The 21,933-nt window shown below is 50.5% G+C and carries 15 protein-coding genes; 9 read left to right on the plus strand and 6 right to left on the minus strand.

All coding sequences use genetic code 11. The features are described from left to right. The 5 genes from NT002_05290 to NT002_05310 all read left to right on the plus strand — a co-directional run. The coding region (locus tag NT002_05290; GenBank protein MCX6828679.1) for a hypothetical protein at nucleotides 1-441 on the plus strand (441 nt) is incomplete at its 5' end. A 30-nt stretch (nucleotides 442-471) separates the two neighbouring features. Next, a complete protein-coding gene (locus NT002_05295) occupies nucleotides 472-1,107 on the plus strand; it encodes a hypothetical protein (GenBank protein ID MCX6828680.1) in 636 nt (211 codons plus the stop codon). Nucleotides 1,108-1,452: 345 nt separating this feature from the next. Beyond that, nucleotides 1,453-2,895, plus strand: a complete 1,443-nt coding sequence (locus NT002_05300; GenBank protein MCX6828681.1) for a TldD/PmbA family protein — start codon at nucleotides 1,453-1,455, stop codon at nucleotides 2,893-2,895. Further along, a complete protein-coding gene (locus NT002_05305; protein MCX6828682.1) occupies nucleotides 2,892-4,244 on the plus strand; it encodes a TldD/PmbA family protein in 1,353 nt (450 codons plus the stop codon). Before NT002_05300 ends, NT002_05305 begins: the two co-directional genes overlap by 4 nt. A 141-nt stretch (nucleotides 4,245-4,385) precedes the next feature. Beyond that, nucleotides 4,386-6,152, plus strand: a complete 1,767-nt coding sequence (locus NT002_05310) for a hypothetical protein (protein MCX6828683.1) — start codon at nucleotides 4,386-4,388, stop codon at nucleotides 6,150-6,152. 112 nt (nucleotides 6,153-6,264) lie between these two features. Here the strand turns inward: NT002_05310 and NT002_05315 are convergent, their stop codons facing one another. The 5 genes from NT002_05315 to NT002_05335 are packed head-to-tail and all read right to left on the minus strand — an operon-like array spanning nucleotide 6,265 to nucleotide 11,392. After that, a complete protein-coding gene (locus tag NT002_05315; protein MCX6828684.1) occupies nucleotides 6,265-7,971 on the minus strand; it encodes a response regulator in 1,707 nt (568 codons plus the stop codon). Next, the gene (locus NT002_05320) at nucleotides 7,968-8,345 is read right to left on the minus strand and encodes a response regulator (protein MCX6828685.1); all 378 of its coding nucleotides are present in this window, start codon (nucleotides 8,343-8,345) and stop codon (nucleotides 7,968-7,970) included. The genes NT002_05315 and NT002_05320 overlap by 4 nt, the downstream gene beginning before the upstream one ends. Beyond that, nucleotides 8,338-8,763: a response regulator gene (locus NT002_05325; GenBank protein MCX6828686.1), complete on the minus strand. Its 426-nt coding sequence runs from the start codon at nucleotides 8,761-8,763 to the stop codon at nucleotides 8,338-8,340. Before NT002_05325 ends, NT002_05320 begins: the two co-directional genes overlap by 8 nt. A gap of 11 nt (nucleotides 8,764-8,774) precedes the next feature. Next, entirely contained in the window at nucleotides 8,775-10,430 is a 1,656-nt protein-coding gene (locus NT002_05330; GenBank protein ID MCX6828687.1) for an ATP-binding protein, read from the minus strand. Then, entirely contained in the window at nucleotides 10,427-11,392 is a 966-nt protein-coding gene (locus tag NT002_05335) for an ABC transporter substrate-binding protein (protein MCX6828688.1), read from the minus strand. The genes NT002_05330 and NT002_05335 overlap by 4 nt, the downstream gene beginning before the upstream one ends. A gap of 353 nt (nucleotides 11,393-11,745) precedes the next feature. Here NT002_05335 and NT002_05340 point away from each other — a divergent pair, with 353 nt between their 5' ends. The 4 genes from NT002_05340 to NT002_05355 all read left to right on the plus strand — a co-directional run bounded on the left by NT002_05340 (nucleotide 11,746) and on the right by NT002_05355 (nucleotide 19,834). Then, the gene (locus NT002_05340; GenBank protein ID MCX6828689.1) at nucleotides 11,746-14,421 is read left to right on the plus strand and encodes a TonB-dependent receptor; all 2,676 of its coding nucleotides are present in this window, start codon (nucleotides 11,746-11,748) and stop codon (nucleotides 14,419-14,421) included. 29 nt (nucleotides 14,422-14,450) lie between these two features. Continuing rightward, nucleotides 14,451-17,096, plus strand: a complete 2,646-nt coding sequence (locus NT002_05345) for a T9SS type A sorting domain-containing protein (protein MCX6828690.1) — start codon at nucleotides 14,451-14,453, stop codon at nucleotides 17,094-17,096. Nucleotides 17,097-17,107: 11 nt separating this feature from the next. Beyond that, a complete protein-coding gene (locus NT002_05350; protein MCX6828691.1) occupies nucleotides 17,108-18,112 on the plus strand; it encodes a PorV/PorQ family protein in 1,005 nt (334 codons plus the stop codon). 129 nt (nucleotides 18,113-18,241) lie between these two features. After that, a complete protein-coding gene (locus NT002_05355; GenBank protein MCX6828692.1) occupies nucleotides 18,242-19,834 on the plus strand; it encodes a hypothetical protein in 1,593 nt (530 codons plus the stop codon). Nucleotides 19,835-19,836: 2 nt separating this feature from the next. Here the strand turns inward: NT002_05355 and NT002_05360 are convergent. Beyond that, nucleotides 19,837-21,933, minus strand: a 2,097-nt coding sequence (locus NT002_05360) for a hypothetical protein (GenBank protein ID MCX6828693.1), incomplete at its 5' end; no start/stop codon positions are given.

The raw sequence follows: 21,933 nt of genomic DNA on the forward strand, positions 1-21,933 counted from the left end.
GGACAGCAGGCGCAGTCCCTTCACGACGGTTCATTCGTCTGGAATGATAATGCCGCCGGCATTTTTGCATCAACTGCCCAAAACCAATTTCTTATTCATGCCGCCGGCAATACCGGTATCATGACCAACGCCCCGCATTCGACATTGCATGATAATGGTTCGATTGCAGTTGGCTTTCGGTCGACCGCCGTGAATATCACGGCGACATCTTCTGACTGCATCATCGCAGGCACAGCGAATCTCACCATTACCCTACCGCCAGCCGCAGGAATCACCGGCAGGATTTATACCATAAAGAATACTGGAGGCGCGGGGACAATTGTGATAGTCGATGCTAATGGAGGGGAGTTTATTGATCTAGCTCTCACATATCCGGTCGCTTCAATGATGTGGGTAACCATAGTCTCCAATGGTATCAAATGGCTGATCATTGGAAATTAACAAAAACGTTACTCCGCATGAGGGAATGATATGAAACAAAAAACGCTGTATGTATTATTACTCGCAGTCCTATTCCTTGCACTGGCAGTGGCCGGTTCTGATGCCAAAGCACCCCGGCCGGTCAAGGAGGGCACGACTCCGGTCAAACCGGCGGTTGCGCAAATCGCCCGGCCGGTGCAGGGGCCGGCGACGCAAGCCGCTCCCGAACAGATTCAACCAGCAGTGCCTGAAGACATCTCAGCCGATCTTCTCACCGGCGAGAAGATTGACTGGCAGGTACTCTCAAGCGGCGGGACGGACGGCAATTCCACCAATTTCAAGCTTAAAGGAACCGTCTCGCAGACGGCTGTCGGCCCCGGCAGTTCCACCAATTTCAAACTCAACTCCGGTTTCTGGCAGGATTTTGGTGAAGCGGCTCCCTGTCTCTGCAAACCGGGGGATGCTAACGGCAGCGGCATCCATAACATCCAGGATATCACGTATCTGATAAATTTCCTGTATAAGGGCGGGCCGCAGCCGACACCTTACCATATCTGTTCCGGCGATGCCAATTGCAACTGTATAATCAATATTCAGGATATAACCTACCTTATTAATTTTCTGTATAAAGGTGGGCCAATACCATGCAGTTGCGGGCAATGGCAGAGCAGTTGCGGAACGCCTTAAGGAATAGAAGTCACTTCTCGTGATTTTTGTGAAGAGCCCCGCCAAAACCGGGGCTCTTTTCATTGACACGCTGCTTAAATTCATGTGTTACTTGGCGGGTTACAGATGTTCTTGTCCCCCGCAGCTTATTATCCCCTTCTTAATCATCCAATCGGTTGATAGCTAAATCAATCTTCGGCGAATTACGCTAATCTCATCCAAACCCTTGATTTTGCCCTCCCTTTTTGATAGATTCCCCGGCAAAACTATTTTTGAGTTGACAGGTGGAAGAAACGTGCCGGTTCTGACCGGCAAGATAAGCATGTCTGAAATAACTATTTAATTGGAAGATACAATGGAGGATTGATGAAGGATAAACTTAATAATGTCCTCGACTGGCTGAAAGAGAAAAAGGTCGACTATGCCGACGCCCGGTTTGTCCGGATCGAAAGCGAAGCGATTCGGGTAACCGACGGTATTGTCGACACTCTTACCAAAGATGTCAATGTCGGGGTGGGTATCCGGGTTCTTCATGACGGTGCCTGGGGTTTTGCGGCGGTGGCCTCGGTGAAAGAAGCGGATATCAAGAAAACGGCCAATAAGGCGCTGCAGACAGCGCGCGCCTCGGCCACCACGGTCAAAGAAAAAGCTAAGCTGGCCGAGGTGAAAGCATACAAAGACCATTACAAGTCACCCTGCGAAAAGGACCCGTTTTCGATCCCGGTCGATGATAAGGTCGGTCTGCTGATGGAACTCTCGGACCGGTTGCGCAGCGACAGCAAGATCAAAACGGCCGAAGCCTCGGCCGATTTCTACAAAACCAACAAGGTTTTCTGCTCCACCGAGGGGGCGGCTATCGAGCAGGATATTATCGAATCGGGCGCCGGGTACACGGCCACTTCTTACGACGGCAAAGAAGTTCAGAAACGTTCTTACCCCAATTCGCACCGCGGGGATTTTGCCACCCGGGGATATGAGTTTATCGAGGAAATGAAGCTTCTGGATAATGTCGACCGCACCCGCGAGGAAGCCATACAGCTTCTGACGGCCGATGATTGTCCCGACGCGGAGACCGATATTATAATTTGCGGCTCGCAAATGGCGCTGCAAGTGCATGAATCGTGCGGCCACCCTTCAGAGCTTGACCGGGTTCTGGGGACCGAGATATCCCTGGCCGGCGGGTCATTCATGCAGATAGACGGCCTCAACAAGCTCAAGTACGGCTCGGACATTGTCAATATCTTCGCTGATGCCACCATTCCGGGGGCGCTCGGTTCGTTCGGGTATGATGATGAGGGAGTCAAGGCGCAGCGGGCGCCGATTATTCAGAACGGCCTCCATGTCGGATATCTCACCAGCCGCGAAACTGCCCCGATAATCGGACAGACCTCCAACGGCACCATGCGGGCCGACGGATGGAACCGCCTACCCTTGATCCGGATGACCAATATTAACCTCGAACCGGGGGAATGGAAACTGGAAGACCTTATCGCCGATACCAGAGACGGGATATTCTTTGATATGAACAAGGTCTGGTCGATTGACGACAAACGTCTCAATTTTCAATTCGGCGTGGAATGCGCCTGGGAAATCAAAAGCGGAAAATTGGGGCGGATGCTCAAAAATCCGCTCTATACGGGCATGACGCCGAAATTCTGGAATTCCTGTGATGCTATCTGCAATCGGAATTACTGGCATATCTGGGGGGTCCCCAACTGCGGCAAGGGCGAACCGATGCAGACCGCGCGCGTGGCCCACGGAGCGGCGCCGGCCAGATTCCGCAAAGTGAAAGTCGGGGTGAGCAAATGATTGGAAAAGATAAACTGTTCGAACTGTTCGAGAAAGTGGCCAAATCGAGCAAAGCGGATGAAACCGAAATCGTGTATATTGGAAGCAACTTTGGATTAACCCGCTTTGCCAATTCCATCATTCATCAGAATGTCAATGAGGCCAACTGCAAGATTCTTATTCGCACCATTCTCGGAAAGAAAATCGGCGTGGCCTCCACAAATTCGCTGTCTTATGCCGACCTTAAAGCGACTTTGAGCAACTCAATCGAGATTGCCAAATATCAGAAGGACAATAAGCATTTTCCCGGCCTGCCCGGCCCGGAGAAGTATGCCGAAATCAACACCTATTTCGAAAATACCGCCCTCTATTCTCCCAAAGACAGGGCCCGACAGGTGAAGAAGATCTTTATCCGTGCTAATAAGCGGAAATTCCTCACGGCCGGCGCTTTCGCCACCGGCGACGGGGAGATTGCCGTATTTAACACGAAAGGTGTCCGCTGCTATCAGACCGTCACCAACGCCAGTGTCAATATCATTGCTATGTCGGGAACCTCCTCCGGTTATTCGGTGGGACTCTCGCGGAAGGTAGAGGACATCGATGCCGTGGTCTTGGCTGATATCGCCGTGGAAAAGGCCTATCTGGGCAAAAAACCGAAACCGCTCGAGGCGGGTGATTATGAGGTCATTCTGGAACCGGCCGCTGTAGCGGCTCTGATCGAATGGGTCAATTACATCGGGTTCGGCTCCAAGGCCTATATCGACAAGACCTCTTTTCTCTCTGACAATATCGGCAAGAAAGTGATGGCTGACTCGGTGACAATGTATGATGACGGTCTCGATCAGGCGGCCATTTCGATGCCGTTTGATTTTGAGGGCGTGCCCAAGAAGAAAGTATATTTTATCGAGAAGGGGATTGGCAAGGGTGTTGTTTTTGACCGGATAACCGGCAACCGGGAAGGGGTTCCCTCGACCGGCCACGGCTTGACCGCCAGCGATCACGGGCAGGGAGCAATTCCGTTGAATATCTTTATCGAAACGGGAAACAAATCCCTAGCGGAGATGATCGCCTCGGTCAAGCGGGGCGTGCTCGTGACCCGATTCCACTATATCAACGGGTTTATCGACACCCCCAAATTGGTGCTGACCGGGATGACCCGTGACGGCACTTATCTGATTGAAGACGGCCAGATAAAGCATGGGGTCAAGAACCTCCGGTTTACCGACTCGATGCTGCGAGCTTTTTCGACCGTCAAGGGGATTTCGCCTGAAAGGCAATTGATCCCCTCCTGGTGGGATTCGGTCGGCTGTATTGCGGCTCCAGCGTTTCATCTGGGGGCGTTCAAGTTCACTGGAACGACCGATTTTTAGGATTATAAATCGCGGCACAAAGCCCCATCCCCGGATGGGGCTTTTTTAAAATTGCGGAGAAGAGAGATTCGGCGAAACTTGTTGTTTCCCTTTGCCGTAGTAAAGAGTAGAAATATTGTTCTCTTAGGGAAAGGAGGAACATTGATAAACCCCAGATTGATACTGGCCTTTCTGATTTTCTTCATTGTTGCCAGTTTCATCTTTGTTGTGGGGGCAGTATCGGTCAAAGCTCAAGAGACGGTTATAGATATGAGCGGCTTCCAGGAGGGTGACCTTCTGGTTGACGGTTTTGAACTCAAAGGGCAGACGAGAATAACCATCCATGCTATTGGGGCCGAATTGAGGCACTCCGAGGAAATGTATGCCTACGGCTGGATTATCAATTCCGATACGAAAGAACCAGTCTGGGTTCTGAATGAACAGGAGACGCGTCGTTTTGGCGATACGCCGAATTTTCGGGAATATGAGGGTGAACTGACTCTGACGGCCGGCCGCTATGAATGCTATTACTATGCAGGCCGACCATATTCTTTGACGGATCTGAATATCAATATCGATAATCTCGGCGACGCCATGAGTTGGCTGGGCGAGATAGTGGGAAGCGATAAAGATGAGCAACACCGCTATTATTCAGAAAATATCGAGGATCTCTTATTTGCCATAAAAGCTCCGGCAAATTCTTTCAGCAAATTCAATCCGGTCACCAGAATGCACGAAAACGCCATAATTGATTTTTCCGAACCGGATGATAACTATTCGGCCAAAAAGGGCTTTACTCTTAAGAAAGAATTGAATTTAAAAATTGTTGCCATCGGCGAATTCTCTTCCTCCGACCGGGTTTTTGTCGACTTTGGATGGATCATTGATGCCAATAGCCGCAAAAGGGTCTGGCAGATGGACAAGTGGAATACCTCATGGGCGGGAGGGGGACGGAAAAACCGTGGTTTCACCGGCGAGCTGACCCTTCCGGCCGGAAATTATGTGGCCTATTTTGCTACCGACGACAGCCATTCTTTCGGCGAATGGAATGTGCTTCCACCATACGACCCTCTTCATTACGGTATGATAGTTTACACTCAGAATTCCGGGGATGAGCAATTTGTCGAGGCATATGAAGATTCCTATACGGAGCCGGTGATTATCGCCATGACCCGGATGAGGGAAAATGAATTTGCCTCAAAAGGATTCACCCTGAAGAAGGAAACCAATCTGCACGTTGTTGCCCTCGGCGAATACGGCTACAGTGATGAATTTGCCGATCACGGCCGGATAGAAAATCTGGATACCGGCGAAAAGGTCTGGCAGATGACCGAGGAAAACACCGAGCATGCCGGCGGGGCCGCCAAAAATCGCAAATTTGACGGCGTGATTACTTTACCGGCGGGCAACTATATGGTTTATTATGTCTCTGATGATTCCCATTCCTATCGCAACTGGAATGCCACCGCTCCTCTTGAAAAAGAGATGTGGGGAATAACTATTTTCGGCGTCGGGAAGAATTTCGATGCCAAATCGGTGGCCATATTCGATGAGGCGCCTCAGAGCGGTAATGTGCTGGTAAATCTGACCAAAGTCGGCGATGACAAAGATGTGGAAAGGACGTTCACGACCTCCGGCTCACAAAAGGTTCATATCTACGCCCTGGGTGAGGGAAGCGACGGGGAGATGTATGACTATGGCTGGATTGAAAATGACAAGACCGGTGAGGTTGTCTGGGAGATGACCTATCGGATGACTCATCACGCCGGCGGGGCCATGAAAAATCGAGAGGTTGACACACGAATCACACTCGACCGGGGGGAATATACGGCGCATTTTGTCACCGACGGTTCGCATTCTTTCCCCGATTTCAATGAAGCGCCGCCGGATAGTCCACAAAAATGGGGAGTAACGATTACCAAAGAATAGATTTTTTATTTCTCCTTTCCCTGGCGGAATCTGAAGCAGTTTTTTAGGTTCCGCCTTCTTTTTGTCGGGAAACTCCTGCAAAGCGCCGATCGTTGGAATATTTGGGAGTGTATTATGAAGCGGCTGTCTCGAGTTTTGCCTGAGGAGTCAGAATCGGGAAATGAACGGAAATGGTGGTGCCCTCGCCGACCGTTGAATCGATATAGAGTTTGGCCTTATGATTGTCAATTATACGCCGGCAGACGAGAAGCCCGAAACCGTGTCCATCCGGCTTGGTGGTAAAGCTTTGCTTGAAAGCTCTCTCCAGAAGATTCGGGTCTATGCCGGCGCCGTTGTCGGCGACGGTTATGGTATAGGCTTCATTTTCGGAATCGAACGAGAGAATAAATTTGACGCTGCCGGTGGCCTCGCCGCTTTTCTCTTTGATCGCCTCGGCGGCATTATTCAGCAGATTAAACAATAATTGCTGAATCTGGCCGGTATCGGCAATTGTGAATACCGGCTGTTCCGGTTTCTCCAGCTCAATCCGGATGTTCTGGAAATTTCTCTGCACCTGAAGATAATCGGCGACATCACTTACCAGCGCGGTTATGTCGCACGGCTCGAGTTTCGGCGCCATGGAGGAGAAATCCATCAGGCCTTCCGTGAACTTCTTAATATTATCCAGATTGCTTTTTATGGCGCTAATATATTTATCGAGCTCCTGATAATTTCCCTGATTGAGGTGATGCTCCAGGAGAGAGACATTGCCGGTCACGACACCCAGGAAATTATTTAATTCGTGGCCGATTTCGGCCGACATCTGGCCCTTGACGGCCATTTTTTCCAATTGAATGGTCTGTTCCTGCAGGTCGCGAAGGTGGGCATAGGCGGAGCGGGTTTCCTCGAGAAGGATAATATTTTCCATAGAGATGGCAATCTGATTGGCCGTAATCGACAGAAGCTTAAGGTCGCTTCCCTGAAGCATCTCGGAATCCTCGGAAAAACCCAGAATGAGGAATCCATAAAGGTTGCTGCCCCGTTTTAAGGCAATGTTGACCAGGCGATCTCCGGGACGACACCAGGGGGGAGTCAGGAAAGAAGCCATCCGGGGGTCTTTGAATTCTTTGAAGCAGGGATGCTCCTCAAGTTTTCCTGTGATAAATGGCGCGTTGAATAAATCACTGTCGAAAGCAAAGTAGTCTCGTTTGCATATTTCAGATGATTCTTCAAACTGGTTCTCGCCGGCCTTTCCGCTGGAGATGATGCCGATTTCATTATCGGCGCGATCTTTGAAAACAACCGAGCCTTTTTGCGCTTTCCCCTGCATAAGGGCAAATCCGAGTGACAGGCGCATGAGCGATTTGCGGTCGCCCACGGTATACATCAACTGGTTGAGATCGGAAAGGCGGTTCAATTCGTTGGTCAGGGTTTTTTCGGCATCTTTCTGCTTCTTTTTGACGGCATTACGGACGGCCTGACGGATTTCGTTCAATTCGAAGGGCTTCATGATATAATCAAAAGCCCCTTCTTTTATGGCATCCTTGGCGCTGTTCAGGTTGGCGTAGCCGGTCATGAAAATGACGCCGATGGAGGGATTCAATTCGCGGATCTTCTTTACCAATTCGATGCCGTCGTATTCCGGCATTCTTATATCGGTGAGAATGAAATCAAAATACTCGTGCTGGGCTTTGTCGAGGGCGGCGGTCCCGCTATTGGCCAACTCAATCAGATACCCGCCATCCTCCAAAGCGTCCCGTACGAGCGAAAGCACAATATCCTCGTCATCAACCACGAGGATTTTAACCGCTCGTCCTTCAATCTGCGGCGTTTCGGTCACCTTGTCGGAATTTCCTTGCGTTTAATAATGTTGTCAACCGTCGATTTCAGATCCATGAGGTCGAAAGGTTTGGTCAGACAACGAATCGCCCCCGCCTGAGCCGCCTCTTCAGCTTCCTTATCGGGAAAAGAATCAGTCATTATAATTGGGATTTCCGGTTTTATTTTCTTTATCTCCAGGACGGTTTGCAGGCCGTTCATCACCGGCATATGGACATCACAGATGATAAGGGCATAATCATTCTGGAGTACCAGGTCTAATCCCAACCGGCCGTTTTCGGCGGTATGGACGGCAAAGCCGAGATCGGTCATAACATCAATCAGAAACTGCCGTATCACGGGCGTATCATCGACAATTAGAATTTTCTCATCCATGTTGTCCTCCCGGCGTGCCGGATTTTTTCTCGATTTTCTGGGACAGCGACTTTTCCACTTCAAGACGAAGCTGTTTTATGGTAAATGGTTTGGAAAGGAAGGCGCAGACTCCGTATCCCAAGGCATTGCCCACTGAGGAGAGACTGGAGTATCCGGAGATTATTATGATTTTGGCATCGGGATAAGTTTCCCTGGCAAATTTGACCACTTCCTCCCCTGAAACACGAGGCATCTTCATATCAGTGATGATCAAATCAAACTGCTTTTCTTTCAACCTGGCAATAGCCTCATCGCCGTCCGATGCCTTCTCTACCGCAAAATCCTCCAGAACGTCAAACAGGAACTCCCGCATGACTTCTTCATCATCCACCACCAGGACGCTTCTGGCCGTGGCATTTTCCATACCTTCTGTGAGCATTATAAAAACCTTTACACGTTATATATCTTTTCGACCGAAACCGGCTTTTTCTCAAGAGGTAAAATTACGGTAAAGGTGGTTCCTTCGCCGCATTTGGATTTGAACTTGATTTCCCCGCCATGTTCTTTCACGATGCCGTAGCTGACCGAAAGGCCGAGCCCGGTTCCTTTGCCAACTTCTTTGGTGGTAAAGAACGGCTCGAAAATCTTCTTGAGGTTTTCTTCGCTGATTCCAACTCCTTGGTCGGCAACGGCAATTTCGACCGCTCCGGGGAATTCACCAAGGGCCGGCAGGAAACGGGTCGAGAGGGTGATTTCCGAACCGGGCTGGGAGGCATGCATGGCATTGATAATAATGTTGGTGAACACCTGTTGCAGCTGGCCCGGATTCCCCTGCATTTTGGGTAAGTTCTTGTCGAATATTTTTTTAAGGGAGATCTGGTGCATCATTAGCTGATGATCTATAAAGGTGAGAGTCTCCTCAATGGTCTGGTTGAGATCGATCTCCTGAAATTCGACAATTTGCGACGTTCTCGAGAATTTCAGGAGGTTCTGCACAATCGCTTTGCAACGCCGGGACTGGGTTTCTATGTCTCTCAGATACCGCTTGTAGGCTTCCATATCTTTCGCCGTCAGTTGCTCCAGATTGCGCGATTCAATCTTTTCCAGCGCGAATTGGGCATAACCCAGAATGCCGCCCAGAGGATTGTTCAATTCGTGAGCAACGCCGGCCGCCAGCTGCCCAATCGCGGCCATTTTTTCAGATTGGATAAGCTGTGCCTGAGCATCTTCCAGCTCGCTGGTGCGCTCGATGATTTTCTCTTCCAGTGTCCGGTTATATTCCTCGATTTCCTCCTGGGACTTCTTGAGCGATTCAATCATGCGGTTGAACGATTCCGCCAGATGCCCGAACTCGTCTTTGCAATTGACATCCACGGTCTTGCTCAGATCTCCCTTGGAAATCTGATCCGTGACCTCAACCAGGGATTCAATCGGCCGGGTGATAATACGCATGAACGCGGTCGTAATAATGATGGCCGAGAGAACCACCATCAGAGTCAGAAGAATGGCGGCCGTCTGGGATTTGGTAATCTCCTTATTAAGATTATCCAGAGACAGCCCGACCCGAACCTCACCGATAATCTCCACATTTGAATTCTTATCACCGGACAGCCCGCTGACGGTTCCGAGATTCTCTTTGGAAATCGACTGACGCCGGGTTTCCACCGGATATCGCAGTTCCACAAATTCGGTTCCATCGGTCGCCTCGAGATATGATTGGCTGAAATTGCCGGAGATCTGTTTCTGATCTTTCTCGGATTTGGCGATGCCCTTTGCCGCCGACCGCAGATCAATACCGGTTTCGGCCAGAACATTGCCGTTGCTGCCGGTTATGATAACATATATAATGTCATCAGTAAGAGCCACCCCTTCGATCAGGTCTTTCAGTTCCGGTTTCGATTCCAGAATGACGCCATATTCGGCGTTATAGGCAAGATTGGCGACCAGGGCTTCACCCCGCTTCTGCACCTCCTGGTGATAGATTTCATTCTGGCGCTTGATCAGGTAGCCACTGATAATAAGCATACTGGCGATCAGGACGATGGAGACCAGCGCCACGAATTTTTCGCGCAAGGCGAATCTGCCCAGTGAACCAAGGAGACTCATCGGTAAACCTCCTTGGCCACAGAGGCGAGGTCATCGGGAATGACCACGCTTATATGCTTGGCCGTTTTTTCATTATAATGGAACCAGATGATGCCGGGGACAGCCACCGGAATTGCCGAGGGAGGCTTGCCCGAGAGCACCTCGAGAGCGATTTTCCCGGCCTGACGGCCGATATCTTTATAGTCATAATCCAGGGCAAACAGCGCTCCCGATTCCACCAGATTGCGGGAAAAACCCATAAATGGTTTTCCCTTCCGAAGGGTGTTGAGAAGGATAAATCGGGTGGAAGAAGGCGAGAAGATTTGGCCATCAGCTACCGACCAAATCCCGTCTACCAGGCCGCTGAGTTTCTCGAGAGCCTCGGGAATTTCTTTTTCCGATTCAATTTTTATGGCTGTCAGTTCGAGTCCCAGCGCCTGCGCCACCGCTTTGGCCGGAGGTATTAAATTCTCGGTTTCACGTGTGTACAGGACGCCGATTTCTTTCAGTTCTTTGATTACTCTTTTAAAGTAATTGAATTGGATGTCGGGCGGGATGTCCAGAGAAGCTCCGGTAATATTGCCACCGGGACTATTCAGCGATTTTACGAATCCGGAGGTTTCGGGATTGAGAACGGCCGAGAAGATAATCGGCCTGTCTTTGATTTTTTCCGAAACGGCCTGGGTGGCGAAAGTTCCAATAGTCAGAATCAGCCGTGGCTTTGATTCCGCGATGGCCTCAATATTCTTTTCGGCGACGGCGGCATTTGAGGATAGAAGATACTCATCGAATGCCGTGGTGGCATATTGGAGAGTGATAGCGCTCTTTATACCCCTGATAGTGCGAAGGGTCGATTCGAGGCTGTCGGAATAAACGATTGCCAGCTTTATATCTTGAGCCCGCGCAGTACCAGAGAATCCGCCTGTCATCATAAGAATGAGGGCGGTTCCCATGAAAGATATAACTTTCCTGTTAAGAATCATCCCTGCCTTATGCTCCCGAAAACGCCGGAAATTTGTCAAAACCAATGTTGTTCATCATCTCCCATCCCTGTTCGAGGCATAAATATCAATCAGGTTATCGGGCGGATGCATGAAAAACTTGACCATCCCGCCCAAAAATCCGGGATGACGTCAAAGCTTCAGTTTTGTGTCATTATCAGGCCGCAAATTTTGACCGGGGGAATAGTAAAGTAAGAAACGGAACAGTCGATAAGATTTTAAGAGACGTGAAATTCTATAATGGCTGAATCAATGCCTGAAGAATAAAATGCCTATTAAAATAAATAATAGATTCTATTTGTCGGCTCCAGAAACGATTGAACGGAGGATCCACCTTGAGTAACTCTAGGAAAAAAACAATATCAGTCTCGGTCATAGCCGCTTTGATTGGATTGCCTTTGCTTCTGATGGCCGGAACGACCGGTAAAATTGCCGGAATCGTTGAAAACAAAACCTCCGGGGAACCAATCCCCGGTGCTACCATTCGTGTCGTCGGCACCGATCTTGTCACTCAGACTGATGCCGACGGAGAGTTTTTCGTAATCAATCTTCCCGCCGGCGCCTATAATATCTCCGTTTCCGTAATCGGGTATCAGTCCGTGGTCAAGGAAAATGTGAGAGTTCTGCTGGATTTAACCACCCCGGTTGACTTCAATATCGACCAGGTGGAGATTCCGCTGGCCCGGCAGGTGAAAGTATATGCCGAGCGTCCCCCGGTGCAGAAAGACCTGACCGCCTCACGGTCGACTCTGACTTCGGATCAACTGTCGTACGTTCCCAATTCCCTGACGGTCCAGAATGTTCTGGCCAATATGGCGGGAACGGTCGTTGACCGCGACAATTCGCTTCACGTGCGCGGTGGACGGGCCGGAACCATATCATATTATTATGATGGGTTCTCAATTCAGGATCCCTTCGTGGGTCTGGCCGGTATCAGGATAATGCCCGAGGCGCTGGAGGAAATCAACCTGACCCTGGGCGGTTTTCCGGCCGAATACGGCGAGGCTCTTTCCGGTATCGTGAATGCCGTCAGCAAAGAGGGTTCACGCACCCTCCACGGCCGGCTGAAAATATATGACGGCGCCACTTCCCCGTTTGATATTACCACCGGGGAGTTCAAACGCCTGAAACGAAACGGAAATGATGCGGTTGGATACGAATTATCCGGCCCGGTGCCGCTTTTCTCTTCCAATCGGGCCATTTTCTCGATGGCTGGAGAGTATCTGCATAATGACGGTTATTTGCCTCATAATGAAAGCGAGCAGTTCACCCAGACGGCCAAATTCAATTATCAGCCGTCGCCCAATTTCAAACTGACCGCCACCGGCAGTTATAACAGGAGTTTCAACCAGGTTTATGTGCATCGGGATGTCAATGACCGGTCCTATGATTTCAACCTCGATGGGCTGGGAATCGCCAAATCAAAGGCCTATCTCTACGGATTGAAAGGTAATTATAATGTGGATCAGAAAACCATCCTCGGATTCACCTACAACCATTTTTATACCGACTACAAGCGGGCGCCGGAGCATCTCTTCGATAAATACTGGAATGAATGGCCGGGCTATTCCGAGGATGCCAATGGCGTCTATAATGGAACCATTCATGACAGCAATTATCAGTATTCCCTGGATTATTTCAATACCGGCTTTACGGACGGCAACGATTTCGACCCGACCTACCGAGAACGTTCGACCGAATATGATGCTGTTTCCGCCAGCCTGACCAGTCAGGTCAACAAGCGCAACGAAATACGTGTCGGCGGTGAGTTCCGCCGCTACGACCTGTTCTGGGATTTCAAGCAGTTTTACAACCAGCAGCCGTATGGCGAGAAATACAGCCACTCCCCCAATTATGCCACCATTTATTTGCAGGACAAACTGGAACTGAAAGACATGGTGGTCAACGCCGGTCTGAGGTGGGATTACCTGAGTTCACAGGTGGACTATTGGCCCAACGTCCTTGATACCGTTCATTACCCGAAAGATCGTTCCAACAGCCAGTCGCAGATTTCGCCGCGGTTGGGAATTTCGCATCCGATTTCGGACAACTCGGTCATCCGGTTCAACTACGGTTATTTTTTCCAGGTGCCCAACTACACCTCGATGTACACCAACCTGCAGGCGAATCTGAACAGCGGCTACCCGATTGTGGGTAATCCGATGCTGAAAGCCGAAAAAACGATTGCCTATGAACTGGGTTTGAATCAGATGATAAGTCAGGACTTGCGGCTCGATATCACCACCTATTATAAGGATATTAAGAACCTGGTGGCGACAAAGGAAATCGGCCTGAACGGTGTCAGCCCGGTGACCCAGTTTGTCAATGAAGATTATGCCTCGGCCAAGGGTGTTGATGTAACGCTCGAAAAAGTAGCCCGCGGCAGCCTGTCGGGTTCGCTCGTTTACAGCTATCTGATCGCCAAAGGGAATTCGTCATCGGCCTGGGACGGTTATTACAATTATATCACCAATCCCAATGATTCGGTCAAGCCGGTGAAAGAATACCCGCTTTCCTTCGACCAGCGCCATACCCTGACTCTGAATGTCGATTACCGGGTCTCTCGGGAGTGGCGCGGGCGGTTTCTCGGCATGAGCATCCCGAGCGCCTGGGGAATTAATATGGTCGGTCATTACGGCTCCGGTCTGCCATATACGGTGACCGATAATTTGGGGAACCGGATGGGAGGCATTAATGAGGGCCGCCTGCCGGCCAATTATTCGGTCGATTTGCGATTCAACAAGGACTTCTACGTATCGAAGAATAATGACTTTTTCTCCTTCTTCATTGAAGTGGAGAATCTGTTCGACCGGCGCAATATTATTGATGTCTACAGCAACACCGGACGGCCGGATGAGGATGGGCGTCGCTTCGAATTGACCGCCGATCCGGACGGCTCCGGACCTTACACCGCCGAAGATGTAAATAGATTTTATAGATTGTTGGCCAGAGACCCACAGAATTACTCTGCTCCACGGACCATCAGATTAGGGTTGGAATTCAATTTCTAAGAGGTCAGAATATGAATAGAAGGTACAAAATGATAAGATATTCTTTGTTATTTCTCCTGGTTCTGATGATCGTTTTTGCCGGCGACGCTTTTGCCCGGCCGATGAAGACGGCGGCGCCGTCTCCGGAAATGATAAAACAGATAATTCATGACAAAGGGAATATCAGAACCACCGTGGACAACTGGGGTTATATTGGCGGTTATGAGTTCTACGGGCTTCCCGCGGGAGAATGGCCGAAGAATTCGGGACACAGCTATATTGGGGAAATGAAGTATTGGATGGGGGCAGTGACGCCGTCGGGCGATACGGAAGTGGTTTTTACCGACGAGGATTTCCGGCCCATTCCCTCACTGGTATCCGGTACCAGCACCTACAATATTCGCCTTTCAACCGATTCTTCCTCATTTGATTTCTCCGCTCTGGACACGATCGGGGCGGGGTTGGGGAATCCTGCTCAGGGATGGCGTGTCTGGAATCCCGACAGCGCCAACTGGATTTACAATCTTAATTATTCGAAATTTGATTCGACCTTTCATCCGGCCGGCCCGACCTCGCTGCAGCAGTCAATCTACCGCTTTGAGGACGGGGTGGCTCCTACCGGCCTCGGCCTGCAGATGACTCAGTCAATTTATCAGTGGAATTATTGCTATAATGAAAATATCCTCTTTGTCGTTCTGGAAATCACCAACGTTTCCGGGGTCGATTATCCCGACTTCGCCATGGCCGTCTATTGCGACTTTGATGTCGGCGGACCCGACGGTACCGGCGAAAACGGCCGCCTGGGAGATCTGGTTGCCTCCGACGGCTCCGAGAATCTTGCCTGGACTTACGATGAGGACGGGTATGATCCCGGCTGGGGACCGCTGGTCAGAACGGGAATCATGGGGACCAAATATCTGGAGACGCCGGACGGTATCGGCATGACCGCTTTCAGGACGGGGCAATGGGAATATCTTCCCGATTCCGATCCGGAACGGTATGCCTATATAAACGCGACGCAATTTGATACCACCCTGCCGCCGACCGACCAGTACTACCTGCAGTGCACAAGAGGCATTAACCTGACCGCCGGGAAAACGATCCGGGTGGTCTATGCCATAGTGGCGGGGCAGGACCTGAACGAATTTTACGATAATGCCGCCACGGCCCAGACTCTGTATGACAACCATTTCGTCGGCCCGCAGCCCCCCTACGCTCCGACATTGAAGGCCCGGGTCGGCGACAAGAAAGTCAATCTGAGCTGGAACGATACCGCCGAAGTTGATATCGATCCGCTGACCGGGAATCACGATTTTCGCGGCTATAAACTGTATCGCTCAACCAACCGCGGTTATACCTGGGGTTTTGAGGCCGAGGTCAGCGGTTCCTGTCTCAAGAATGATTACATGCCGATAACCGCCTGCCAGGTGGAAAATTACGGCGATCCGATCATGCACACTTTTATCGACAGTAATCTTATCAACGGGATGGAATACTGGTATTGTCTGGTGGCCTATGACGCCGGTGATCCGACCGTCCCGATTGGTCCCCTTCAGAACGGTTTCGGCAGACCGGGAAGCGACCCAAATGTGGTCAGAGTATTCCCGCGCAGCGATCCGGCCGGCTCCTACAATATTTTGACCACGATCCGACATGAGTACAACGGAATCGAGAAACCGTCCGATGGCGCTGTCAGCCCGATTCTTTTCGACGGCTCGTGGGTGCCGGGTGAAGAGTATCGGGTCGCCTTCTCGGAAACCGACGAGCAGACATACTGGCACCTGATTGATATTACCACCGGCGATACGACGCTGAAAGATCAAACTGTCCAGGACGGCGATATCAAGCTTTACGAGATCGCCAACGGCCTGCAGGTGGTGGTGCGCAACGGCGAAAGAATGCCCCGCTCCTGGGGGCAGACAGCATTTGCCACGGCCGGAGATACCACCCTTCATCTGGGATACACATACGGACCGGCCGGCGATGCTCTGGGGTTCCCGCGTGGCTCGGATAAGCACTTTCGCAGCACCTATGAATTTCGCTTCACCTCAGACGGGTCGGAAGGATACTGGTTTTGGGATGATGTGACCCCCGTGCCGCTGCCATTCCAGGTCTGGAACAAGACTCTGGGATATCAGGTTGTGGCGGAAATTTATGATCAGGATTTCGACCAGGTCTGGGAACCGGCCGAACGCGATTATATCTCAATTGTTGACGCACCCTACGACAGCAATGCACATCCGGAAGCTTTCCCCTACAACCATGCCTGGTTTTTCCGGTTTGGCATAAATGATACGGCTTTCGCGCCCGGTGATGTTTTCACGGTGGAGGGGGCGCCGGTCAACGGGCCGGAAGATGCTTTTGCTTTCAGGACCGATGGAATCAACGCCACCTCGGCGCGTTCGAGTTTAAATAAGATCAGAGCGGTGCCCGATCCATATATCGTTCATGCCGCCTGGGAGTCCAGCAAGTACGAACGAAAACTTCAGTTCACGCATCTGCCGGATAAATGTACTATCCGTGTTTACACCCTGTCCGGCGACCTGGTTAAAACCCTGGATCATACCGACGGGACGGGAGCCACTGATTGGAATATGCTCTCCGAGGATGGCCTGGATATTTCGCCCGGAGTGTATCTGTTTAGAGTTGAATCAAAGTATGGCAACCGGACCGGCCGGTTCGCTGTGATTAAATAGGAGAAAACGCCATGATTAAGAAAATCATAATTATCCTGATCGGTGCTCTTCTGTGCGGATCAGCTATGGCCGGCGAATTCTCTAAATCCGGAACCGCCGGTGCTCAGTTTCTTAAGGTCGGGGTGGGAGCCCGCTATCAGGGCCTGGGTGAGGCCAGTGTTGCCGCGGTCAATGATATCTATTCGATGTACTGGAATCCGGCCGGTCTGACCGGAATTGACCAGAGCCAGCTGGCCCTGACTTATGTGAATTACCTGACCGATATCAATCTCAATTATGTCGCTTATGCGCGGCGGTTTGAGAATCTCGGCATTTTTGGCGCTTCGGTCACGGTCCTTTCCATGGGGGATCAGGAGATAACCACGGTCGAGGAGCCGGAAGGAACCGGCTTCAAGTATTCGGCCTCCTCCTATGCCTTTCAGTTGAGTTTCGCTCGCGAACTGACCACACAGTTTTCGTTCGGGGCCAGTTTAAAATATCTGGGCGAGAAAATCTATCGGGAACGGGCGGCCGGCTTTGCTTTCGATTTCGGCACCCTTCTCCGCACCGGATATCGCTCGCTTCGGATCGGCATGAATATCTCGAACATGGGACCGGAAATGAAATTCGACGGTCCCGATCTTGATGTTTCCTATGATCCGGATCAGTCGAATCCGAATCATGATCCGTTTAACAGCCGTCTCAAGGTCGATCCATACGATCTGCCGCTGACCTTCCGAGTGGGGATGGCTTATGACCTGAATTTTGGAGCCGATGCCAAGCTGATGCTGGCGGTTGAGGCCAAGCACCCCAACGACAATACGCAGCAGGGCTCGCTTGGAGCCGAATTCAACTGGAAAGACAAGTATTTTCTCCGCGGTGGCTACAAATTCAACTATGCCGAAGAGGGTCTGGGTTTGGGAGCCGGTTTCCGCACCCAACTGACTGAGGGAACCGACCTGGTCTTTGATTATGCCTGGGTCGATTTTGGCCGACTCGATGCGGTTCATAGATTTTCAGCCGCCCTGGCTTTTTGAGAGGATTAAACCTTCTTATGGCTCATCCTTATCAGAGAGGATGAGCCATTTTTTTTGTCCGGAATTGATTTTTGCCCGCTGAAATTGTATATTATTAAGGATTGTTAACCTTATCGGGAGTTCACAGCCATGACCGGGAGACATATTTTCCAATTTGCCCTATTGACGGGAATTCTTTTGTTTTCAGCCATTCCCAGTTTCGCCCAACCGCAGCCGAAAGATAACGCCGCCTATGAAACTCTGAGCTATTATTTCGACCTGCTTGCGACGGGTAATGTTGAATCAGCCCTGGGAATCTGGGAGCCGCGCGCCCTGGCACGGGCCACTCGACTGGGTATTAATTATGACAACATCATTATCAAGGCGGACTGCAACTCGCCGGTCATTTTTGATTTTGAACGCTCCCGGGGGAATCTCAACCCGGGCATACAATCAGTCGCGGTAATCGACAGCGGGGTTATCAGACTGAAAATAGCCGCCCGGGTGGCCGACACCTCTTTCGATTACTTTTACCATCTGCAAAAAATCGGCAAGGATTACTGGTTGATTTATCCCCAGGATTATTACTCCGGGAGTTGGCCGGTATCAGAATCAAAATATTTTCGGTTTCATATCAATCCCGATATGGCCAGCAGCAGCAATCCGATTGCGATTCAGTCGCTCGATGATTTTGTCGATAGCACGGGCCGAAAAATCGGTATCACTCCGGAGCGCTTAAGTCTGCTGGCGACTCAAAAAATCGATTACTATTTTTGTCAGGGAGAGGGTCAGGTGGGGACTTTGTCGGGCCGGATCGGCAAGGGGTATTATGATCTCGGGGCCGACGCCATAATCACCTCTATTTTCCCCCATTATCATGAGGTGGCCCATCTTTTGGTCAATTTCAAACTGCAAAACCTGCCCATTTTTACCGTTCCTTTCATGCAGGAGGGGACGGCCGTCTATCTGGGCGGGCGATGGCAGCGGGCGCCTGATGTCATGATTGATTTCGGCAAATATATTCTGGATAACGGCATCACCGAAATCGATTCGGTCCTGCTTGAAAGCGAAAATGCCTCCTCACCCAGTGCCGATATCGCTTTTCCCGTCACCGCCTGTCTGGCCGACTATCTTTGCACCACTCTGGGCAATGAAAAGTTCTTTGCCCTGTACAAGAATCTTTCCGGAAATTATACCTTTGTCTCCAGGCTCAAGCCGGATAGTGTCAAACAATTGGTTACCGGTTTTGCCGGTAAAAATTGGACTGAGCTGATGGATGATTTTAAGAAATATTTGGGCTCGCGCAAGGGTGCCACGGGGCGAATATTTCCGGGAGATGTGGCCACCGACAAGGTCCTTATCAGCGACAGCGGGGTTGTGCTCTCGAAGTCGAACAAGTGGCTGAAGATAGAATGCACCGCCTCCGGAGATGAGCGGGTTGATATAAATGTCCTTTTTAATCAGATTCCCGAGCTCAAAGATAAGCTCTCGTCGATTTTCTATGAGCAGTACAGGCAAACTCGTCCTTTTCTGGGGTATCGCTATGGTCTCAAGCTGGATAAAAACGAGATAGGCTTGTATGATTATGCCACCAATCAACTGAAGGCCAAATATGTCTACGACTTCGCGCCCGATCCGGCCTATTATGACAGCACCCGGAATAAATTCACGGCATATTTTGATATCAACCTTTTAGGGAAAGTACTGCCCGCGAAATCGGATTATATGATATTGAAGCAATAGTATCAGCGATTCAGGGTGGTATCGCTCATCTTAAGAAAAATCTCATTCATTCTCTTGCGCACCTGGGCGAGTTCGGGAAGTCCCTCGCCGTTCTTTACAAATTTGCCGTAGAAATCATAGGCCGTTGGCAGGGCGCCTCTTCGATCGGCCACCAATCCCTTATATAAATAGGGGTATGGTTTTTCAGGATCCATGGCCATCGCCAGATCGGCCAGGCTGTCGGCCGCCGCATAGGAGCCGGAGCGGAAATAGTAACCGGCCAGGTCGATCAGAATGAGTGAGCTCTTTGGGTCAAACGCAGCGGCTTTTATAAGGATCCGGTAGCAGTCCTCTTCTCGTTTCATATCCCGATATAATTCGGCCAGAAAATGGTGAAGGTCGGTCCGGTAGGGATCCAGAATCAGAGCCGTCTTATATTCATTTTCGGCCTCGGCGAATTTTTTAAAATGCCGGAGGAGATTGGCGCGCTGCATGCGATAGGTGGCATTGTAAGGGTCGCGCTCGACCAGACGATTGGCGTAGGCGAAAGCATCATCGACCCTCTCGCGGAAATAGAGGTCATTGACCAGCTGTGATTCCAGCGCGCTTTTGACCTTGCCGGTGATCGATTGCTCGCGGCGATCGGCCTCGGTGAAATTCTTGGCCACATAATAATAATCCCGAAAGGCGTAGAGGGCCGATTCATATTTGCCTTCATTTTGGGTAAGGTAGTGATCAAGATAGGCCGCTGTTTTTTCCGGACCCAGATGCACTATGAAAGCAGGGATGACAAGCAGCAGCGCCGCCGGAATCAGGCGGGAGGTGATTTTCTGCGATATAGATTGCATGACCGGATTTTTCGCAGAGGCATAAGCCCCCCAGAAAACCAGCCCCAACAGCGGGAAGGCATAGAGATTTATATCGCGCGCCATGCCGTTCCTGGGATCAAACGTAAGAAGGAGTATTAATTGCCCGGCGGTCAGAAGAGCCAGAGAAAGAAATTCGCGATTTTTACGCAGCTCCTTCCATCCGGAGGCGATAAAGAAAATGAATATTGGGAATAAGGGAATCAAGAGGAAGAGAAGATTCAATATATCGGTCAGATGATGTTTGCTGAACAGGGAATAATCAAGTTCCGGTGATTTGCCGCTCAGGAGAAGGATTCTATTTTCGATAGCAATATCACCGGCGGCAAGGATGTACAGGACAGCGGTACCGATTACTGTGGCAAGAACAGCCGCTGTCAGGGCGAAAAATCCGGCGCGAGGATTCCTCTTAAGCACAAAATGGACAGTGGCATAAATCGCGGCCGGAAAAGCCGCCAGAAAGGTCACATCCAGAAACGCTCCCAGGCACAGGACTCCCCAGAGATAGAAAAGATTCTTTGCGGCGGGGGCCTGATGAGATTTCAAAAGAAGAAGGACAAACAGTGCCGATGCCGGCAGCAATATTGGAGCATTTTCGACCATACCGAAGAAGAAAAGACTCAAGCCGCTAAAAAGAATCATGCCGAGAAAAATGAGACGCTGTTTATTATCGGCGGTGATATGCTCCGAAATTCTCAGGGTAAGGACCCAGAAAAGAACGCCGGAAAGTATGGATATTATCTGATAACTCCAGAAAGCGGCGCTTTCTTTGACCACACCGACCAGTTGTATGATATGGCAGAAAAAATATGGTATAAGGGTGCTGCCATATTCAAACCAGCGGAAGATTGGTTTTGTTTTCTGGGCCAGATTGCCGACTCGCATATAACCGTTGCCGTAGAGATGCGCCTCAAAACGGAAAGCCAGAAAAAGAAGCACCAGAGCCGCGGGAATAATAATCCTCCCCCAGCGCTTCTTGTCGCCCCAGAGATATTTTATCAGCAAATCACCCAGGTACTGCCTGCCCGGCCGCGCCATAATCAACCCAATCAGAGCCGCGGCCAGCAAAATCCAGAGGTAGTGCAGTCCAATGGGAAGATAGGCAAGTTGATTAACGCCCCAGTTGACCCGGAATATTTTTTCGCCGAAGATGGGTGCGGCAAAGCATAGAATCAGCAGCAAAGGCAGCAGCAGACTGCGCGATGTGCGGATTGAGGCCTGATTATGGGTGATTTTTGCTTGCGGCATGGTGCA

This window comes from Candidatus Zixiibacteriota bacterium (assembly GCA_026397505.1).
Lineage (GTDB): Bacteria > Zixibacteria > MSB-5A5 > GN15 > PGXB01 > JAPLUR01.

Bases quoted from the DNA above. Each gene is read 5' to 3' on its own strand.
- NT002_05305 (MCX6828682.1), top strand. From the start codon at position 2,892: ATGATTGGAAAAGATAAACTGTTCGAACTGTTCGAGAAAGTGGCCAAA.
- NT002_05325 (MCX6828686.1), bottom strand. From the start codon at position 8,763: ATGCTCACAGAAGGTATGGAAAATGCCACGGCCAGAAGCGTCCTGGTG.
- NT002_05355 (MCX6828692.1), top strand. From the start codon at position 18,242: ATGACCGGGAGACATATTTTCCAATTTGCCCTATTGACGGGAATTCTT.
- NT002_05335 (MCX6828688.1), bottom strand. From the start codon at position 11,392: ATGATTCTTAACAGGAAAGTTATATCTTTCATGGGAACCGCCCTCATT.
- NT002_05295 (MCX6828680.1), top strand. From the start codon at position 472: ATGAAACAAAAAACGCTGTATGTATTATTACTCGCAGTCCTATTCCTT.
- NT002_05300 (MCX6828681.1), top strand. From the start codon at position 1,453: ATGAAGGATAAACTTAATAATGTCCTCGACTGGCTGAAAGAGAAAAAG.
- NT002_05320 (MCX6828685.1), bottom strand. From the start codon at position 8,345: ATGGATGAGAAAATTCTAATTGTCGATGATACGCCCGTGATACGGCAG.
- NT002_05330 (MCX6828687.1), bottom strand. From the start codon at position 10,430: ATGAGTCTCCTTGGTTCACTGGGCAGATTCGCCTTGCGCGAAAAATTC.
- NT002_05350 (MCX6828691.1), top strand. From the start codon at position 17,108: ATGATTAAGAAAATCATAATTATCCTGATCGGTGCTCTTCTGTGCGGA.
- NT002_05345 (MCX6828690.1), top strand. From the start codon at position 14,451: ATGATAAGATATTCTTTGTTATTTCTCCTGGTTCTGATGATCGTTTTT.